The following is a 17,871-nucleotide window of genomic DNA, read 5'->3' on the forward strand; positions in this document are numbered from 1 at the left end:
CCACAGGGAATCTGATACAACCCGTCCTGACATCTCCGGAGGTGTTTGTGAAGGACTAACTCAACTCATATCAGCCCTGGTTCTTGTGGACGAGGTAGATGGCGCCGGTGGTGACGTCTTCCTCCAGCGCTTCCAAGGTCCGGCCACGGGTTTCCGGAACTTGCTTGACGACGAAGACAAGGGCAAGCGCCCCGACGACGGCGAAAAGGAAGAAAGTGCCCGTGATCCCGAGCCCCGCGACCAGCGACGGGAAGAACAGCGAAAGGAATCCGTTGACGACCCAGAGGAAGAAGATCGAGACGCCGGTGCCGAAGCCGCGCATGTGCAGCGGGAAGACCTCCGACAGGTAGACCCACACCGCGACGTTCAGGAACGTCTGCATGGACCCCACGAAGGCAACCACCAGGAAGAGGATCACGTACGGGCGGATCGGGTTGCCGACGGGCAACATCATGGAGGCGAACCCGATGAGCAGGTGGCAGCTGGTGGTCAGCGCGAGGCCCAGAATGAAGGTCTTGCGACGGTCGATCCGGTCCATCAGGGTCAAAGCGATGACGCCGCCGATCACGGCGATCACTCCGGGCGCGATGTTCGCGATGAGCGCGCCGCTCTCGTTGAAGCCCGACTCGACGAGCACCGTCTGGCCGTAATACATGATCGAGTTGATGCCGGTCAGCTGTTGGGCGACGCCCAAGCCGATTCCCACAAGCAGGATGCGGAACAGGTTCTTGTTGCTGAAGACCGCACGCCAGCCGATCTGCTGGCTCTCCCGCTCCTCCTTGGCGACGTTCTCCACCTCGCCGAGCTCCGCGAGCGCACGGTCCTCGGAACGGACGGACCGAAGCACGGCGAGGGCCTCATCGTGCCGGCCCTTCTCCACCAGCCAGCGCGGCGACTCGGGCACGCGGAGCATGCCGAAGAACAGCGCGATAGCCGGCAACGCGCAGACCGCAAGCATGATGCGCCAGACGCCGGGAACGTCACCCCACACGATGCCGATGATGGCGTTGACGACGAAAGCCGCCAGCTGACCGACGACGATCATGAGCTCGTTGCGGCCCGCCAGGGAACCACGGATCTCGAACGGGGCCATCTCCGCCAGGAACACGGGGACCACCGCCGAGGCGCCGCCCACGGCGAGACCGAGCAGGACGCGGCCGACGACGAGCACGCCGACACTCGGGGTGAACACGCACACCAAGGTGCCGGCGAAGAACAGTACCGCGAGCAGAATGATCGTCTTGCGGCGCCCCCACCCGTCGGAGATGCGCCCGCCCGAGAGCGCGCCGATCGCCGCGGCGAAGACGAGCGAGCTGGCGACGATCCCCTCGGTGAACGGGGTGAGGCCGAGTTCGGCCGTCATTGGCCTCAGGGCGCCGTTGATGACACCCGTGTCATAACCGAACAGCAGTCCACCGAAGGTGGCAATCAGGGCGACTAGGCCAAGGCGCTTACGATGCGGGCCGTTGCTCAGGGGAGGAAGCGCGACCGCGCTGCCGACTCCCCTGTGGCTTTGCGTAGCAGACATCAGGACTCCTTTGTCTTGTGATGCGGGTCATACACCCGCTCTGAATAACAGACTAACGCGCGAAAGACTTAAATGTAAGGTCAATCTAACAAATGACTTAATTGAGACTTTCTCCGCCGTGGGAAGATGAGGGCATGGGTCTTGACCGGCAGCTCCGTCCCGCAACACAGAGCGATGTTGCCCGTGAAGTCGGCGTCTCCCGCACGCTCGTGTCTTTCGCCTTCCGTGGTGCTCCAGGCGTCAGCGACGAGACGAAGCAGGCCATCTTCGAGGCGGCAAAACGTCTCGGTTACCGGCCCAACGCAGCCGCTGCCGACCTGGCACGCAAGCATCGCTCCGCCGTCGGGCTCTATTTGATGGACATCCACAACGAGGTCTATGCCGACATCCTCAGCGGCGTGAGGATGTCGCTCCCCCAGGCCCACAACCGACTCATCTTAAGCGTCTCCCAGTCTATTGACGGCGTAGACGCGGAAGCCGTGGACTCGCTGATCGAGGCACGGGTGGGGATCATCATCGCCGCAACGCTGCTGGAGCCGGACGAACGGGTGCGGGAACTGGCCCGGATAGTCCCGATCGTCAGCGTCGCGCGGCCAGTACCCGGCGTCGACAGCGTGTATTCCGACGACGACGCCGGCGCCCGCGCCGCCACCGAACACCTCCTCAGCCTTGGACACACCCGGATCGCCCATCTGGCCGGACCCGATTATGACGGCCATACGGTCCGCCGGAGAAGCTATGAGAAGGCAATGCGCGGCGCCGGCCTGGCTCCCCGGACCGTACCGGCCCATGACTTCACGCAAGATGGCGGAATGCGTGCCGCAAGTGAAATCCTTGACTCAGCGGACCGCCCGACCGCCATCTTCGCCCACAACGACCAGTTCGCGCTGGCGGCACGCGAAGCCGCCTACGCCAGGGGCCTGGCCATTCCCGGGGACCTGTCGCTGGTGGGCTATGACAATTCACGGACCGGCCGGCTCCACGGCATCGAGCTGACGTCCGTCGACCTCCACGCGATGGAACTGGGAAGTGTCGCCGGAGCCGTGGCCATGGACCGGCTCAATCATGCTCAGGCTCCCATCGCGGACGAGCGCCTCATTCCCGAGTTGGTGGTCCGCAACTCAACGGCGCCCGCCCCCATGTGACCCAGCTCATTACCGGCGGGTAACCATCAGGGAACGGGCCACCGCCAAATGGCAACAACAGGGAAACACCACCGAAAAACCCCCCGCCTACGCTGGGCATAGGCACATCAACCACAGCTCAGTTCAGCGAAGGGACCATCATGTCCATCACACCGTCCGCAGGCTCCGTCCACCTCGTCATCGCCGGAGCCGGGCCCGCAGCCCAGGCCCTGGTCCGTCGGCTGACAGGCAACAGCACTACTTCTCGACAGCCGGGAACCACCGTGTTCCCCGGCAACATCACCGTGCTGAGCAACCGCGACGAGTGCCCCGATGCGCTCCTGGAGCTGGCCGCCCTCCCCCAGGTCTCCGTGCGTTTCGGCCAGGCCGCGAGCTTCATCGATGTCCAGGCCCGTACGGTGACCACCACCGAAGGCCTCGAGTTCACCTACGATCAGCTGGTCATTGCCACCGGTTCCGCCCCCATGTACCCGCCCGTGCAGGGCGCAGCACGCAGCCTCAACTACTCCACCATCGACGACGCCGAACCGATCGGCACCGCGGTCAAGGACATCACCAGGGTCCTGGGACGTCGTCCTTTGGGGATTCTGGTTGGTACCGGTCCGGCGGCCGGCCAGGCCGAAGCGGTGCTGCGTGCCCGCGGAGTCCGACCCATCCGTACCACCTTGCGTCCGGCTGCGGTCATGCCTTCCGTCGCCGGTTCGGTCCTGCCGGCTACCGGAATCGTTTTCGAGGACGGTAGCAGCATGAACGGCGACCTTGTGGTGCTCGCCGAGGAACGGCTCCCCCGCAACGGGCTCGCTGAAAGTGCCGGCCTGCAAACAGCTCCCGACGGCGGCATCAAGGTGGCGCGCGACTTCGCCACTTCAGTGCCGGGTATCTGGGCGATCGGGGACGCCGCCTCCCGGGACGGCATGCGCCTTGGGCTTGTTTTGTCCTCGAATGCCGCAGCGGCTCACTGCGCCGCCCGGCTTGAGGAAGACGCCAGGCTCCGCACTTCCAGTGCCACCCAGTCCCCGGGTTCCGCGCGCTCCGCAGCCGCCTAAGGGAGCCTCCACGGCAGCCGGCCAGTGTGGCAAGATGGTCATTTGATGAGCCGCGACCCTTGCGGCACACCGGGCCCGCCACGGAAGGACCTCCATGAGCAACGAAGCCTCGAGCGTACTGGACAACAGTGCAAGCATCGCTTCATACATCGACCACACTCTTCTCAAGCCAGAGGCCAGCGAGGCCGAGGTGCGCCAAGTCTGTGCCGAGGCGGCTGAGTACAAGTTCAAGTCGGTGTGCGTCAACCCGATTTGGGTCAAGACCGTCACGAAGGCGCTCAAGGGTTCCGGAGTCCTCACCTGCTCGGTTGTCGGCTTTCCGCTGGGCGCCACCCCCAGCGACGTCAAGGCTTTCGAAGCACGCGGTGCCGTATTGGATGGCGCCGATGAAATCGACATGGTGATCAACATCGCCGCGGCCCGCGCCGGGGACAAAGGCGCATTGGTGGATGACATCACGACAGTGGCGGAGGCGGTCCACGCGGGTGGAGCCATCCTCAAGGTCATCATCGAGACCGCCCTGCTGACTGATGAGCAGAAGGTCCTGGCTTGCGAGGCGTCGGTGGAGGCCGGGGCGGACTTCGTGAAGACCTCGACCGGTTTCAACGGTGGCGGCGCCACGGTGGAAGATGTAGCCCTCATGCGCAAGACGGTAGGCCCGGATCTCGGCGTCAAGGCCTCGGGTGGAGTACGTTCCCTCGCCGATGCACAGGCTATGATTGCTGCTGGTGCAACACGTATCGGTGCGAGCTCCGGAATTGCCATCGTCAAAGGTGAACAAGGTTCATCCGCGTACTGAGTTTCCCGGCAGCCGCCATAGTTTTTGAGCCCCCCGGGGCCGAGGAGGAAAGCATGTCCCAGAACGCCAGCCAGCCCATCGAAAAAGAGAACCCCATGGGCCAGAGCATTCTGCTCTTTGTATTCAGCATGGTCCTGTTCCTGGGCGCCATCTTCTCCTTGACTTTCCTGACCCTGGAGAACACCTGGCCGATGGCCGTCTGCCTGGTCCTCTTTGGCCTCGCCTTCTGGATCCCGCAGACCATTCTCGGCCGCTCCAACTCGGCGGGCGAAAGCTAAGACCTAACCGCAAAACTGTGGCCCCGGACATTTAGTCCGGGGCCACAGTTGTTTAAGTGCGACTCCTTCGAAACCAAGTAGTACCACTCGCATGGGGCTGAAAAAACGGGTAACACCACTCGTTGTTTGTTAAAGACCGCCCATGCCAGCATGTGGTCATCGATTGAATGGGCAATCGAAGCAAGGGTTGGAAATTTCGAATTCATTGCCGCTGTCGCCTGTTCTGGGGAATACCAATTCACAAAGGAGTCTCACTCATGCGCAAATTCAGCAAAAAGGGAAAAGTCTACGCGGCAGCAGCAACACTCGCCCTCGTGGCAGCAAGCGGCGGAGCCGCCTACGCCTTCTGGACCAACACCGGTAGCGGTGTCGGTTCCGGAGCATCAGGGACAAACGTCGCCATCACGGTCAATCAGACTGGCGTTGTTACCGGTCTGGAGCCGGGCGGCGCACCTCAGACCCTGAGCGGCAAGTTCACCAACCCCAACACGAGCCCGGTTTACGTAACCAGCGTGACGGCAAGCATCGCGAGCGTGACCAAAGGCGGAGCAGTTGCCGTCGGCTGCGACGCTACGGACTTCACCCTTGCCAACGCGACAATGGGCGTCGGCCACGAAGTAGCAAGTGGTACGAATGTGGACAGCTGGAGCGGTGCGACGATCGCATTCAACAACAAGACCAGCAACCAGGACGCCTGCAAGGACGTCACCGTCAACTTCGCGTACTCCAGCAACTAGCCACCCACCTGGTGGGCCCGCTACGGGCCCACCAGCTTGTGCTGTCCGATCGCAGTAGAAACCACGCAGAATCCCAGAGGAGGCCCAGGTGCCGAGCATTCCGGAGTTATTCCACTCGCCGCTTCGCATCGTCCGAGCGGGAGCCAAAGTGCTTCTGGCGGGCCTCCTTTTGGTGACCCTCACATCGGGCGTCGTGCTTGCCGCCAGTAGTAATGGCAATGGCAACCAAAACACGCCAAAAGCCATCACCTTGCAGCTTGCCCCTGCCAGCAGATCCGTCACGCAGGGAACGTCGGCAAGCTACAACGTCGTGGTCCAGCCCTCAGGCGGGTTTGTCGGCAACGTCTCACTGACAATCTCGGGGCTGCCGGCAGGCGCCACCGCATTGTTTTCGCCCGCAGTCGTCGCCGTCGGGCCGGGATCCGCGACGGCAAACCTCGACGTTTCCACGACTTCAGCAACACCTCTTGGAACCTACTCCCTGAGCCTCAAGGGCACCAGCGGGACGCTACAGTCCGCCGTCGTCGTCGTTTCCTTGACGGTGACCGCCGGCCAGCACCAGCCGTTCACCATCTCAGGCGACCCCACCGGCCTGCTGGCACCGGGCAACTCGGTGCCGATTAATCTTCAATTGACGAACCCAGGCAATTCCAGCCTCAATGTCACGGGCCTTACCGTTTCCGTGACAGGAGTCACCCGGAATGCCCAGGCCGTGGCGAACAACCGGCCGTGCAATCCTTCGGACTATTCAGTAACCCAATTCAGCGGCAACTATCCGATCGCCGCCCCGCCAGGGAATTCCTCGCTCTCGTCGAGCGGTATTCCGGCGTCTCGGTGGCCACAGATAACAATGCTGGACACTTCGCTCAACCAGGACGGTTGCAAAGGCGCAACACTCCAGATTTCCTACTCCGGGACGGGACAGGGCAATTGAAATGCGGGCAACTGACATGAAAGCGAACAGGTGGATGAAGGCCGGCTCCTTGGCTGCAGCCAAAACAGCCGCGACGGCTGCCGTGCTCAGCCTGGTGCTGGGTGTCGGATCGGCCTACGCCTATTGGTCCACCGTCGGGATCGGCAGCGGCTCGGCAGCCAGCGCCACCATGCAGACAGTGACCGTGGACGCCTTCGTTGCCGGTGACAGTCCCGCTACCACCCTCATCCCGGGAGGTACCGCGGACGCCATCGTGCGGGCAAGCAATCCGAATGCCTTCGCGGTGCAAGTGTACGGTTTCACCGCGAACGGAACAGCCACCGCGGATGCATCCCACCCGCTGTGCACCACTACGGGCGTGACGTTCAATGCTCCCGGCGCTCCTTTGACGCCAACGGTTTCCATACCGGCGAATTCCTCCATCCTGATCACCCTGCCAGCAGCCGCGTCGATGTCGACGGCTTCACAATCCAGCTGCCAAGGCGCTGTATTCCACCTTCCAGTGACGATGGCGGTCCGCAAATGAACAAGCCCAAGCACTCTGCAGGCCGCGGAAACAATCGGGCGGTCCGCAGTCGCGTGACGTGGACGCTCCTTGCGGTGCTGTTCATCTCCTGGGGCGGCCCGGCAGCCAACGCCTTTTGGCAGTCGCTGAGCAGCAGCAACTTCGGGGCGGCAAAAGCCGACAGCATGCCGCAAGGCGGCACTCCCTCTGCGTCCCTGAGCGGTACGAATGTCACCGTCAGCTGGGCGGCTGTTTCCACACCGGCCGGACATGCAGTGACGGGTTACACCGTCGCCCGCTACACCCCTGCGAGCGGTGGTACCGCGGTGGCCGCAGGAGGCGGATGCGCGGGCACGGTGACCACCCTTAGTTGCGTTGAACAAGGCGTGCCAGGCGGCTCCTGGTACTACACAGTCACGCCTGTCATCTCCTTGTGGGCCGGCGCTGAAAGCGCACGCAGTTCTGCAGTCAATACTGATTCGACGCCCCCCACTATTAGCGTGACCTCGGTTTCCCCGACGCCGAACACGGCAGGCTTCAACCGCACGGGCACGGTCACGGTCAACCTCGCCGCCGTGGACAATACCGGCGGTTCGGGCGTTGCGAACATCAACTACGCGGTCGACGGCGGCAGCACAGTGACGGTCAACGCCGCCACGGCGGCCGTAAGCGTCAGCGGCGACGGCAACCACTCGGTGTCCTACTTCGCCACTGACGTCGCAGGGAACACCAGCAGCCTGCAGACCCAAATGGTCAAGATCGATACCACTGCCCCGGTGGTGGGAGTTGCCTCAATCTCGCCAACGCCAAACTCCTTGGGCTACAACAGGACCAGCACGGTGACGGTTAACCTCAGCGCGACAGACGCCGGCGGTTCGGGCGTCGCGTCGATTACCTACCATGTGGACGCCCTTCCCCCGGTCACCGTCAACGCGGCCACAGCCGCGGTGAGTGTCAGCGGCGGTGACGGCACTCATACGGTGTTCTACTCCGCCACTGATATCGCAGGGAACACCAGCAATTCCCAAACTCAAACGGTCAAGATCGACACTACGGCCCCGGCTGTCAGCTCGGTCACCATGGCCAACGGTGGGACAGGAAAGACAGCCGATTTAGGAGATACGCTCACCATCGTCTTCTCGACCGACATGGACGCACACACCCTGTGCAGTGGTTGGGATTCGACGTCCGCCGCCCTGACTGCCACCGGCACCGCCAGTATCAGCGCAGGCAACGTATTGACGTTCGTTGGCTCCACCTGCCCGGCGCCAGCATTTGGCAGCGTCTCCCTTGGTGCCGCCTACAACACGGGCACCTCGGCTCGAACCTTCTCGGCAAGCATGACCTGGACCCAGTCCTCCGGAACCCTCGTCATCACCTTCACCTCCAACGGCTCGGGTGGTACCGCGGGCACTAGCCTCTCACCGGCTACTCCGGTCTACACTCCGGCAGCGGGCGCCGCGGACAAGGCTGGCAACCCTGTCGGAACCATCACTACCGGTGGCCAATCGAAGTTCTGAAATCCACCGTCATCCACCCAGCCCCATCCTGAGTGCCAGGAGTGCCGGCCACTGGTTTCGGAGCAGCGCCCATGCCGCCAGGCCAAGCCCAACCATGGCGTAACCGCTCACGGGAATCAGGACCAGCCATTCCCGCCGCGAACCGGCTCTACCAAGCAAGGGGATGGAGAACGCGCCGTTGGCCCGCCAAATCCCGCTGACAAGGGGCAGCTTGCGCCAAAACTTAGGCGGTTTGATGACGATGGGCCACAACAGCGGCACTCCCCCGGTGGTGATCATGTCGCCCGCAATGTGGACCACGACGCCGGTGAGCATGGCCAAGGGCAGCCAGCTCCACTGATGCGGAGCGAACCACGTGACCAGCCCGGCCATGGCGAGCGCGAAGATCCAATGGGAGATCCACCCCGAGTTCGGGAACAGCTTCAGTGCTTTTGCGGCCAGGTTGATCATGAACATGCACAACAGTCCGGCACCCACGGACAAACGGCCTACGGGAGTGTCCAGCTGGAACTGGGCGGCCATGGCGGCGAGCACCACGAAAGCCGAAGCGCCCAGCAGCGAATGGGTTCCCTGCCGGTGCCCTCCGCTGGCCTTCTCGATCCCGACGGCGATCACGTTGGACAGCGGCGGCAGCGAGTGGGCGATGGTGCTTGAGCGGTGGTCCCAATCGCACACCAAGGCAGTTCCCGCCGTCGTCATCGCTCCGATGAGGATTCCGGTGGCGTCCAGCGGGTACCAGCCCAAGGCGTACGGGCCGGTTGAAGCGATAGCTATCCACGCCGCGGCCCCGGACGCGGCGTGGTGTCCTCCCATCAAGCTTCAGCCCGCAGTCTGGGTGGCCGGCGAAGCCGCGAAGATAGCTTCGATTACCGTGTTGGCCCACTCCAGGATTTCGGCGTCCTGCAGGTCGCGGCCGCCGATCCTTGCCGTCTTCGGCTTGGGGAGCAGCACGGCGTCGAGGGCCGGCTTGATCTGCGATCCCGGGTACATGCGGTTGAGCCGCATGACCTTGGATTCAGGCAACTGGGCGGGCGAGAAACGGATGAAGTTGCCTTGGAGCGCGACGTCGGACAGCCCGGCTTCGCGGGCACCCACCCTGAAGCGGGCGACGGCGATCAGGTTCTTCGCGGGCAGCGGCGGCTCTCCGTACCGGTCGACGAGTTCGGCCAATACCTCGTCGATGGCCTCATTGGTGATGGCTGCGGCCAGTTTTCTGTAGGCCTCAAGGCGCAGGCGTTCACCCGGCACATAATCGTGCGGCAAGTGGGCGTTGACGGGCAGCTCGATCTTCATGTCTGCGGCCTTCTCTTCGGCCTCGCCGCGGTATTCGGCCACGGCTTCGCCCACCAGGCGGATGTACAGGTCGAAGCCAACCCCTTGGATGTGCCCGGACTGTTCCCCGCCCAGCAGGTTGCCGGCACCGCGGATTTCGAGGTCCTTCATGGCCAACTGCATGCCCGCGCCAAGCTCGTTGTGGGCCGCGACGGCCTTGAGCCGTTCGAGCGCCACTTCGCCCAGCGGCTTCTCGGAGGGGTACAGGAAGTAGGCGTAGGCGCGTTCCCGGCCACGGCCCACGCGGCCACGCAACTGGTGGAGCTGGGAGAGGCCGTACTTGTCCGCGCCGTCCACAATCAGGGTGTTGGCATTGGAAATATCCAGGCCGGTTTCGATGATGGTGGTGCAGACCAGGACGTCAAAACGCTTCTCCCAGAAATCCACGATGATCTTTTCCAGGCGGCTCTCGGACATCTGCCCATGCGCCACTTCTACGCGGGCTTCGGGGACGAGTTCCCGGATCTGGGCGGCGATGCGCTCAATCGAGGACACCCGGTTGTGGACGAAGAAGACCTGGCCTTCGCGCATGAGTTCGCGCCGGATCGCCGCGGAGGTCTGCTTGTTGGTGAACGGCCCGACGTACGTCAGCACGGGGTGCCGCTCCTCCGGCGGTGTGGCCAGCGTGGACGTTTCGCGGATGCCCGTGAGGGACATCTCCAAGGTACGCGGGATGGGAGTGGCGCTCATGGCCAGGACGTCCACGTTGGTGCGCATCTTCTTGAGCGCTTCCTTGTGCTCCACACCGAAGCGCTGCTCCTCGTCCACGATCACCAGGCCAAGGTCCTTGAACTCGAAGTCCTTGGACAGCAGGCGGTGCGTGCCAATGACGACGTCCACGGAGCCGTTCTTGACTCCCTCCATGGTTTCCTTGGCTTCCTTCGCGCCTTGGAAGCGGGACAGCGGCTTGACGCGCAAAGGGAATCCGGAAAAGCGCTCGGTGAACGTCTCATAGTGCTGCTGGGCGAGCAGCGTGGTGGGAACCAGTACCGCGACCTGCTTGCCGTCCTGCACCGCCTTGAACGCGGCCCGGACCGCGATCTCGGTCTTCCCATAGCCAACGTCGCCCGAGACCAGGCGATCCATGGGGATCTCGCGCTCCATGTCGGCCTTGACCTCGTTGATGGTGGTGAGCTGGTCCGGCGTCTCCACATACGGGAAGGCTTCCTCAAGTTCCCGTTGCCACGGCGTGTCCGGCGCGAAGGCATGTCCGCGCGAGGCCATGCGGGCGGAGTACAGCCTGATGAGCTCGCCCGCGATTTCCTTGACGGCCTTCCGGGCCTTGGACTTGGTGCTCGCCCAGTCCGCCCCGCCCATCTTGCTCAACGAGGGCGTATCGCCGCCGACATAGCGGGTCACCTGGTCCAGCTGGTCCGTGGGCACGAAAAGCCGGTCGCCGGGGGCACCGCGCTTGGACGCCGCGTATTCGAGCACGAGGTACTCGCGAAGACCGGCGTCTCCCCCGGAAGAACCGGCAGACGAGCCGGCCACCTTGCGCTGGATCAGCTCCACGAACTTCCCGATCCCGTGCTGTTCGTGGACCACGAAGTCACCGGCGTGCAGCTGGAGGGGGTCGACGGCGTTGCGCCGCTTCGAGGGCATGCGCCGCATGTCTTTCGTGGACCCGGCCGACGAGCGGCCCAGAAGGTCCGCTTCCGTGAGCAGCCCCAGCTTGAGGCCGTCCAGCACAAAACCGCGTCCGACGGCGGCAGTGGTCACCTCGATGATGCCGGCCTGGGGTTCGTGGGCCAGGGAGTCGACGCGGGAACACGGGATATCAGCATCATGGAACAACTCGGCGAGACGCTGGGCAGGACCGGGCCCGTCCGTGGCCACCACGATGCGCCACTGGTCGCGCACGTGGGAGCCGATGAATTCGAGCATCTCCGCGACGTCTCCCTGGTAGCCGCGCGGTTCACGGGCGTGCAGGTTCAGGACGTCGATGTCGAGGACCAGGTCTTCGTCGGTCGCCAAGGACGTGATGGACCACCAGGAGACCCCGTGGGCCAGCGCTGCGCTCCGGGTGTCCGTCAAGGATTGGAAGCTGGCCGCATGCAACGCCGAGGCGGCTTGGGAGCCCAGTACCGAGTCGAGATCGAGGGGAGCCGTCCCGCCGTCGGACGCCGTGGACCAGGCTGCCTCGAGGAATTCCTCGTTGGTAGCCGCGAGGTCATGGGCTCGGGTCCGGACCTTTTCCGGTTCGATGACCACACCGATGGAACCGGCCGGCAGCTGGTCCACGAAAGGCACCATGGCGTCCACCAGGACAGGCGCCAGGGACTCCATGCCCTCGACGGCGATGCCGCCCGCGATCTTTTCCAACATGTCAGCGGCGGCCGGCATCTCGGCCTTGAGCCTTGCCGCCCGGGACATGACGGACGGCGTGATGAGGATTTCCCGGCACGGCGGGGCGTGCAATTCGCTGGGGTGGTGCACGGCCGGACCGGAGAGCGAACGCTGGTCTGCCACCGCAAACCAGCGCATCTGGTCCACTTCGTCGCCGAAGAATTCCACCCTGATCGGGTGGTCCTCGGTGGGTGGGAAGACGTCCAAAATACCGCCCCTGACGGCGAATTCACCACGGTGGGTCACCATGTCCACGCGGGAATAGGCAGCGTCGGCAAGGCGGCGTACCACGTCGCTGAAGGGCATTTCCTGCCCCACCCTCAACGTCACCGGGACCAGTTCTCCGAGGCCCGCCACGACCGGCTGGACCACGGCGCGAACCGGCGCCACGACCACCCGCAAGGGACCCGCCGTCGAGCTCTCCGGGTGGGCAAGGCGGCGAAGGACCGAGAGCCTGCGGCCCACTGTGTCCGAGCGCGGGGAGAGCCGTTCGTGCGGCAGGGTTTCCCAACTGGGGAAGGCCGCCACCGAGTCCGCCGGGAGATAGGCAGCCAAGGCCTCGGTGAGGTCCTCGGCTTCGCGGCCCGTTGCCGTCACGGCCAGCACCACGGCGCTGTCTTCAAGACTCTGGGAGGCGAGGCCATCGGCCATCTCGGCCAGCAGCGCGGCCCTCAAGCCTGCGGGGGCGCTGATCTGGTAGTCGGAACTGCGTTCGGTGAAGGCCCGGGAGGCCTCGGGCCGGACCCGGGCGAAGGTCCGGTCCTCACCCAGGGCCCGACGCAATCCATCAAGGGATGCGACAGTGCCGGCAGGGCTGATTCCTGAGTTGACCGCTGACGGTTGGCCTTTGGGGCTCATGGATGGCACTCCTGGAGTGGGGAAGGCAGCACGAAAACCCGAAATTCTCTCGAATCCCGGGGCGTTCCTAGCCTACCCCGCCCACACCGTAGGATGTTTGGGAGCCGCAAGAGCTTTCAACCGAGATATTCACGGAGGACCCCCATGGCCCTGAACGCATCCACCACCCTGCCCTACGGCGTCGACCGCGTAGCCGCCACTTTCATCGACGAAGACTTCCTGCGCCACACGAGCGAGTATGTCGGCGGCACTTTGGAATCATTCCAGATCGACGGCGACGTCGCCGGACCCTTCACCACCACAACGGTCCGCACCCTGCCCACCACGCGCCTCCCGGAGATCGCCCGCAAATTCGTGGGCGAGAAACTCACCGTCACCCAGACCGAGAAGTGGGACGCCCCGACGGCCGACGGCTCACGGACCAGCAACATCTCCCTGAAGATTTCCGGCGCACCGCTGGATGTCACCGCAGTGCAGCGCCTGGTGGCCGACGGCGGCAACACCCGCGTCGAGCTCGAAGGTGCCGTCACGTCGTCGGTTCCATTCCTCGGCGGCAAGATCGCCGACGCAGCCGAACCGATGGTGGGCAAGGCCTTGAACATCCAGTCCCAGCAGGCCCAGGCCTGGCTCGAAAGCCACTAGCGTGCAGTTGGCAGCCGGGCTGTCGATCGTGCTGATCGTCGCGGGTGCGTGGTCCCTCATCGTGTGGCCACAGTTCCTGCGCCGGGTCATGTCGGACCCCCGTGCCCGCGACGCCAACGGGAAGGCCACGAAGTTCCTCACCGTCCACGTCGTGCTGGTCGCGATCTCCATGGTGCTCGGACTCGCGACGGCGGTCATCGGGATCACGGCGCTGCTCACGTAACGCCCCTTCCGGCCCCAACTGACTCGCATTTGTTGTCGTTATGACGCCTCATAACGACATTAACTGCGAGCTAGTTGGGGCCTCGGCGGGGTGGGTGACCGTTCCGCTAAAATAGAACACAGGTGCGCCGGGAAGTCTGGTCGGCAATAGTTTTGTCGACCCCGCACTCCCCAAGGAGCCACATGGCGAACCGCCCCCACGACGCTGCCCCCTCAAGGGTATTCAGCAGATCCAGTTTCCCGGAATATCAACGGATCCTGGCTATTCTCCGCACTGAAACCGTTGGTGGCGCGCTTTTGCTCGCCGCTACTGTGGCCGCACTCGCCTGGGCAAACTCGCCCCTTGCCAACGGCTACTTCGCGCTGCGCGAAGTGAAGATCGGCTACGCTCCCTGGCACCTGGAATTGAGCCTGGGCCACTGGGCCTCCGACGGGCTCTTGGCCGTTTTCTTCTTTATCGCCGGACTGGAACTCAAGCGTGAATTCGTGGCCGGGGAACTGCGGAAGCCGGCAAAAGCGATCGTTCCGGTGGCGGCAGCGGTGGGCGGCGTGGTTCTTCCCGCGCTCATCTACGTGGTGATCAACCTCGGCTCGGGCGCGGAAACACTCAAGGGCTGGGCCATCCCTACTGCCACTGACATCGCTTTCGCGTTGGCCGTCCTGGCCGTCATCAACACGCATTTGCCCGCGGCATTGCGGACCTTCCTGCTGACACTGGCAGTGGTGGACGACTTGATTGCCATCGGCATCATCGCCTTCTTCTACTCGAGCGGCCTACAGCCCTTCATGCTGCTGGCCGCCGCGGTGCCCTTGGCCCTCTTTACGTTCCTGGTCCAGAAACGCGTCCGCAGCTGGTACCTGCTGCTCCCCTTGGCCGCAGCCACGTGGGCCTTCATCCATGCCTCGGGCATCCACGCCACCGTGGCCGGGGTCCTGCTTGGTTTCGCGGTGCCGGTCGTAGCCTCAGGCAAGAACGGCGAACCTGCCGCCGGGCTCGCCGAAAGCTTCGAACACCGCTTGCGTCCCTTCTCCGCCGGCTTTGCGGTGCCTGTTTTCGCTTTCTTCTCCGCCGGAGTGGCTTTGGGCGGGGCCGAAGGACTGGGAGCGGCCCTGCGCGATCCCGTGGCGGCGGGCATCGTCCTGGCCCTCGTGGCCGGCAAGACGGCTGGAGTGCTCGGCACCACGTTCCTCATCACCAAGACCACCCGCGCGCGGCTGGATGACGGCCTGGCATGGATCGACGTCGCAGGGCTGGCCATGCTGGCGGGCGTCGGTTTCACCGTCTCCCTCCTGATCGCCGAGCTGGGCTTCGGTAGCGGTTCTCCGCACGACGACCACGCGAAAGTGGCCATCCTCGCCGGTTCCCTCGCCGCGGCGGTGCTTGCCGCCGTCGTACTCAAAGCCCGTAACCGGCACTACCGCCACGTGGTGCGGGAGGAGCTAAGGGACGACGACGGCGACGGCGTGCCTGACGTTTTTACCCGCGCCTGACGTGCCGGGACCGCATACGAGTAGCCCCCATTTTAATGCGAGTAATGCCCTTTTCAATTGGGGTGGTCGGCACGCTGTTTGGGCGGTATCTGCAGGAATACCTTGCTGCTATGGACGCGAATAGTATGGAACGAGTGTGGCATGGGGCCCACAGGAAAGCCCAAGAGAAGAACTGGTCATTGATCTTTGTTTGGGTAATTCTCGGTCTCATGTCGATTTCGGTGCTCATCGCAGCGGGTACCCAAATGATGCGATGACTAGGCCAATGGTACAAAAAGCTCGGACCGGTTTTTCGGGTCCGAGCTTTTCTTTGCCTCGTGCGGTTTTCCAACCTTTATATAGTCAGCCGTGAAGGCCGCAGCACAGCTGCGGTGAACCATTCGGCCTTACTGCACGAATCCCGCGACGGCGGCAAGAATTGTCGCGGCGACGAGGGCGAGCAACAATCCCACAACCACGAATTCCGCCCGGCGGACCCTATGCTGGCTCTGGCGCCATTCGCGCCTGCTCTCCAAGGTAATCATGCTTCGAGGCTAAGTCCGGACCACGGGCCGAAATAGAGTGGAGGGTACTCGACCTCGGCCCACCCGCACTAGAGAGCCTGGGCCAACCCTTGGCCCGCCTCGGCCTGGCGCAGCGCGTCCTCCGCGGCAACCCACGCGAGCATGGCGCACTTCACCCGGGCAGGATACTTGGCAACGCCGGCCAGGGCGGCAGCGTCTTGGAGAAGTTCCTCATCCGCTTCCAGCTTGCCGCGCGAACGCATCAATTCGCGGAAGTGGTCGATCGTGTGGCGAAGAGACACCGGGGACATGCCCGGTGCCATTTCACTGAGTATGGACGCCGACGCCATCGAAATGGCACATCCGTCGCCGTCCCAATGGATTTCCGTGACGGCCTGTCCGTCACCGGCGGTGCCAAGACTCAGCCGGAGGGTGATTTCGTCCCCGCAAATGGGATTCAGCTGGTGGCTCTGGCCCGTGTAGCTCTGTTCCGTGCCGGGGGTGCCGGTTCCCGGGGCCGGAAGCTTGGCAAGGTCTCCGCCGCTGCGCGCCTTGGAATGCTCCAGGATCAACTGCTGGTAGAGCGAGTCCAGGCCGCTCATGATGTGGCTCCAGGAGCCGCTACCCCAAAGTACGGCCTGATCCGGGCAACCGCATCCACCAACAGATCGACTTCATCGGATGTGGTGTAGAGGTAGGTACTGGCCCGCGTGGACGCGCTCAGGCCCAGCCTGCGGTGCAAGGGCTGGGCACAATGATGGCCCACCCGGACGGCGATGCCCAGCTCGTCGAGGTACTGCCCGACGTCGTGCGCGTGCACTCCGGCGACGTCGAACGCGGCAAGACCGGTCCGTTCTTCTCCCCGCCCGGGGCCCAGCACACGCACGCCGTCGATGGCGCTGAGGCCGGTGACAAGCCTTTGGCCGAGCTCCGCCTCACGACGGGCGATCCGCTGCATTCCTGTTTCGCTGAGGTAGTTTGCTGCGGCAGCGAGGGCCACGGCCTGCGAAATAGGCTGGGTTCCAGCCTCGAAACGCTGGGGAGCAGGCAAGTATTGGGCTTCCTCCATGGTCACTGTGGTGATCATGGAACCGCCGGTCAGGAACGGTGGCATGGCATTGAGCAGTTCGCTGCGGCCATAGACCGCACCGATTCCCGTGGGCCCCAGCATTTTGTGGCCGGAGAACACGGCGAAATCCACGTCCAGCGCCTTGAAGTCCAAGGGGAGGTGCGGCGCGGACTGGCATGCGTCCAGGACCACCAAGGCGCCTACTTCCCGCGCCATTCCGACCAACACGCCAACGGGGTTGATATTGCCGAGGACGTTTGACGTGTGGGTGAAGGCCAGGATCCGGGTGCGCGGGGTGATGAGGCGTGCTGCCTCCTCGAGACGCAGCGCACCGGCGTCGTCGAGGGGAATGTACTTGAGGCTTGCCCCGGTCCGCCGGCACAGCTCCTGCCACGGAATCAGGTTGGCGTGGTGTTCCATTTCGGTGACAAGGACTTCGTCCCCCGGCTTGAGGGCGAAGCGTCCGGCTTCCCCGCCCGCACTGCCTACGCTGGCGTTCGAAAACGAATAGGCCAGGAGGTTCAGCCCGGCGGTGGCGTTGGCGGTCCAGATCAGCTCGTCGTCCTCCACACCCACAAAACGCGCCACGGTGGAACGCGCGTCTTCGAAGGCGTCGGTTGCCTCTACCGCAAGGTGGTGCGCTCCGCGATGAACGGCCGAGTTCCGCTGTTCATAGAATTCCTGCTCAGCCTCGAGCACGCTCCGGGGATTCTGCGAGGTGGCCCCCGAATCCAGGTAGACCAGCGGTTTGCCGTTGATTTCCTGCCCAAGAACGGGGAAGTCGTTGCGGATGCGACGGACTTCATCGTCATCGAGTGCGGAAACCTGGGCATCTCCCCACGCGGGGGTGGAAACCATTGTCAAAACCGGTGCTCCTTGTCAGGACTACGTGTCAATCGCCAGCGGCGGACCGCCA

Annotated in this window: 17 protein-coding genes; 11 read left to right on the forward strand and 6 right to left on the reverse strand. The window is 64.1% G+C overall.

The genetic code is table 11. The features are described 5' to 3' along the window. Positions 1 to 70: 70 nt before the first annotated feature. Positions 71 to 1,528: a sugar porter family MFS transporter gene (locus tag AC3WJM_RS18570; RefSeq protein WP_284989802.1), complete on the reverse strand. Its 1,458-nt coding sequence runs from the start codon at positions 1,526 to 1,528 to the stop codon at positions 71 to 73. A gap of 134 nt (positions 1,529 to 1,662) precedes the next feature. Between AC3WJM_RS18570 and AC3WJM_RS18575 the strand changes: the two genes are divergently transcribed. The 8 genes from AC3WJM_RS18575 (at position 1,663) to AC3WJM_RS18610 (ending at position 8,492) form a co-directional block, all read left to right on the forward strand. Beyond that, positions 1,663 to 2,673 (forward strand): LacI family DNA-binding transcriptional regulator, encoded by a 1,011-nt coding sequence (locus AC3WJM_RS18575; protein WP_059387911.1) that lies wholly within the window; start codon positions 1,663 to 1,665, stop codon positions 2,671 to 2,673. A 140-nt stretch (positions 2,674 to 2,813) separates the two neighbouring features. Next, complete coding sequence (locus tag AC3WJM_RS18580; protein ID WP_492272615.1) at positions 2,814 to 3,719, forward strand: FAD-dependent oxidoreductase; 906 nt, start codon at positions 2,814 to 2,816, stop codon at positions 3,717 to 3,719. A 94-nt stretch (positions 3,720 to 3,813) separates the two neighbouring features. Then, positions 3,814 to 4,518 carry a deoxyribose-phosphate aldolase gene (deoC, locus tag AC3WJM_RS18585; RefSeq protein ID WP_284989805.1) on the forward strand — a complete coding sequence of 235 codons (705 nt, stop codon included), beginning with the start codon at positions 3,814 to 3,816 and terminating at the stop codon, positions 4,516 to 4,518. A 53-nt stretch (positions 4,519 to 4,571) separates the two neighbouring features. Next, positions 4,572 to 4,796 (forward strand): hypothetical protein, encoded by a 225-nt coding sequence (locus tag AC3WJM_RS18590; protein WP_059387912.1) that lies wholly within the window; start codon positions 4,572 to 4,574, stop codon positions 4,794 to 4,796. Between the two features lie 257 nt (positions 4,797 to 5,053). Then, positions 5,054 to 5,533 carry a hypothetical protein gene (locus AC3WJM_RS18595; RefSeq protein WP_306961255.1) on the forward strand — a complete coding sequence of 160 codons (480 nt, stop codon included), beginning with the start codon at positions 5,054 to 5,056 and terminating at the stop codon, positions 5,531 to 5,533. A gap of 88 nt (positions 5,534 to 5,621) precedes the next feature. Beyond that, complete coding sequence (locus AC3WJM_RS18600; protein ID WP_492272616.1) at positions 5,622 to 6,467, forward strand: COG1470 family protein; 846 nt, start codon at positions 5,622 to 5,624, stop codon at positions 6,465 to 6,467. Between the two features lie 16 nt (positions 6,468 to 6,483). Further along, positions 6,484 to 6,993 (forward strand): hypothetical protein, encoded by a 510-nt coding sequence (locus AC3WJM_RS18605; protein ID WP_306961253.1) that lies wholly within the window; start codon positions 6,484 to 6,486, stop codon positions 6,991 to 6,993. Continuing rightward, entirely contained in the window at positions 6,990 to 8,492 is a 1,503-nt protein-coding gene (locus AC3WJM_RS18610; protein WP_492272617.1) for an OmpL47-type beta-barrel domain-containing protein, read from the forward strand. Before AC3WJM_RS18605 ends, AC3WJM_RS18610 begins: the two co-directional genes overlap by 4 nt. 9 nt (positions 8,493 to 8,501) lie before the next feature. On the opposite strand, the gene AC3WJM_RS18615 is transcribed toward AC3WJM_RS18610, so the two are convergent. Continuing rightward, complete coding sequence (locus tag AC3WJM_RS18615; RefSeq protein WP_492272618.1) at positions 8,502 to 9,305, reverse strand: metal-dependent hydrolase; 804 nt, start codon at positions 9,303 to 9,305, stop codon at positions 8,502 to 8,504. Between the two features lie 6 nt (positions 9,306 to 9,311). Further along, positions 9,312 to 13,028: a transcription-repair coupling factor gene (gene mfd / locus AC3WJM_RS18620; RefSeq protein ID WP_306961244.1), complete on the reverse strand. Its 3,717-nt coding sequence runs from the start codon at positions 13,026 to 13,028 to the stop codon at positions 9,312 to 9,314. Between the two features lie 144 nt (positions 13,029 to 13,172). Here mfd and AC3WJM_RS18625 point away from each other — a divergent pair, with 144 nt between their 5' ends. The 3 genes from AC3WJM_RS18625 (at position 13,173) to nhaA (ending at position 15,383) form a co-directional block, all read left to right on the forward strand. Continuing rightward, positions 13,173 to 13,670, forward strand: coding sequence for a DUF2505 domain-containing protein (locus AC3WJM_RS18625; protein ID WP_306961243.1), 498 nt, complete (start codon positions 13,173 to 13,175; stop codon positions 13,668 to 13,670). Between the two features lies 1 nt (position 13,671). Further along, entirely contained in the window at positions 13,672 to 13,893 is a 222-nt protein-coding gene (locus tag AC3WJM_RS18630; protein ID WP_059387919.1) for an SCO4848 family membrane protein, read from the forward strand. A gap of 182 nt (positions 13,894 to 14,075) precedes the next feature. Continuing rightward, positions 14,076 to 15,383, forward strand: coding sequence for a Na+/H+ antiporter NhaA (gene nhaA / locus AC3WJM_RS18635; RefSeq protein WP_284989815.1), 1,308 nt, complete (start codon positions 14,076 to 14,078; stop codon positions 15,381 to 15,383). 386 nt (positions 15,384 to 15,769) lie between these two features. Here nhaA and AC3WJM_RS18640 read toward each other — a convergent pair whose 3' ends face one another. The 3 genes from AC3WJM_RS18640 to AC3WJM_RS18650 form a co-directional block, all read right to left on the reverse strand. Then, a complete protein-coding gene (locus AC3WJM_RS18640) occupies positions 15,770 to 15,907 on the reverse strand; it encodes a hypothetical protein (protein ID WP_307052625.1) in 138 nt (45 codons plus the stop codon). A gap of 68 nt (positions 15,908 to 15,975) precedes the next feature. Next, positions 15,976 to 16,488, reverse strand: coding sequence for a Fe-S cluster assembly sulfur transfer protein SufU (sufU, locus tag AC3WJM_RS18645; RefSeq protein ID WP_059387921.1), 513 nt, complete (start codon positions 16,486 to 16,488; stop codon positions 15,976 to 15,978). Continuing rightward, entirely contained in the window at positions 16,485 to 17,819 is a 1,335-nt protein-coding gene (locus tag AC3WJM_RS18650; protein ID WP_492272619.1) for an aminotransferase class V-fold PLP-dependent enzyme, read from the reverse strand. Before AC3WJM_RS18650 ends, sufU begins: the two co-directional genes overlap by 4 nt. Positions 17,820 to 17,871 lie beyond the last annotated feature (52 nt).

It is taken from the genome of Arthrobacter sp. FW306-1B-G06A, from assembly GCF_058781765.1.

Excerpts from the sequence above, each read along its gene's own strand:
- AC3WJM_RS18595 (WP_306961255.1), top strand. The coding sequence starts at position 5,054 with ATGCGCAAATTCAGCAAAAAGGGAAAAGTCTACGCGGCAGCAGCAACA.
- sufU (WP_059387921.1), bottom strand. The coding sequence starts at position 16,488 with ATGAGCGGCCTGGACTCGCTCTACCAGCAGTTGATCCTGGAGCATTCC.
- AC3WJM_RS18610 (WP_492272617.1), top strand. The coding sequence starts at position 6,990 with ATGAACAAGCCCAAGCACTCTGCAGGCCGCGGAAACAATCGGGCGGTC.
- nhaA (WP_284989815.1), top strand. The coding sequence starts at position 14,076 with ATGGCGAACCGCCCCCACGACGCTGCCCCCTCAAGGGTATTCAGCAGA.
- AC3WJM_RS18570 (WP_284989802.1), bottom strand. The coding sequence starts at position 1,528 with ATGTCTGCTACGCAAAGCCACAGGGGAGTCGGCAGCGCGGTCGCGCTT.
- AC3WJM_RS18625 (WP_306961243.1), top strand. The coding sequence starts at position 13,173 with ATGGCCCTGAACGCATCCACCACCCTGCCCTACGGCGTCGACCGCGTA.
- AC3WJM_RS18605 (WP_306961253.1), top strand. The coding sequence starts at position 6,484 with ATGAAAGCGAACAGGTGGATGAAGGCCGGCTCCTTGGCTGCAGCCAAA.
- mfd (WP_306961244.1), bottom strand. The coding sequence starts at position 13,028 with ATGAGCCCCAAAGGCCAACCGTCAGCGGTCAACTCAGGAATCAGCCCT.
- AC3WJM_RS18575 (WP_059387911.1), top strand. The coding sequence starts at position 1,663 with ATGGGTCTTGACCGGCAGCTCCGTCCCGCAACACAGAGCGATGTTGCC.
- AC3WJM_RS18615 (WP_492272618.1), bottom strand. The coding sequence starts at position 9,305 with ATGGGAGGACACCACGCCGCGTCCGGGGCCGCGGCGTGGATAGCTATC.
- AC3WJM_RS18580 (WP_492272615.1), top strand. The coding sequence starts at position 2,814 with ATGTCCATCACACCGTCCGCAGGCTCCGTCCACCTCGTCATCGCCGGA.
- AC3WJM_RS18590 (WP_059387912.1), top strand. The coding sequence starts at position 4,572 with ATGTCCCAGAACGCCAGCCAGCCCATCGAAAAAGAGAACCCCATGGGC.
- deoC (WP_284989805.1), top strand. The coding sequence starts at position 3,814 with ATGAGCAACGAAGCCTCGAGCGTACTGGACAACAGTGCAAGCATCGCT.
- AC3WJM_RS18640 (WP_307052625.1), bottom strand. The coding sequence starts at position 15,907 with ATGATTACCTTGGAGAGCAGGCGCGAATGGCGCCAGAGCCAGCATAGG.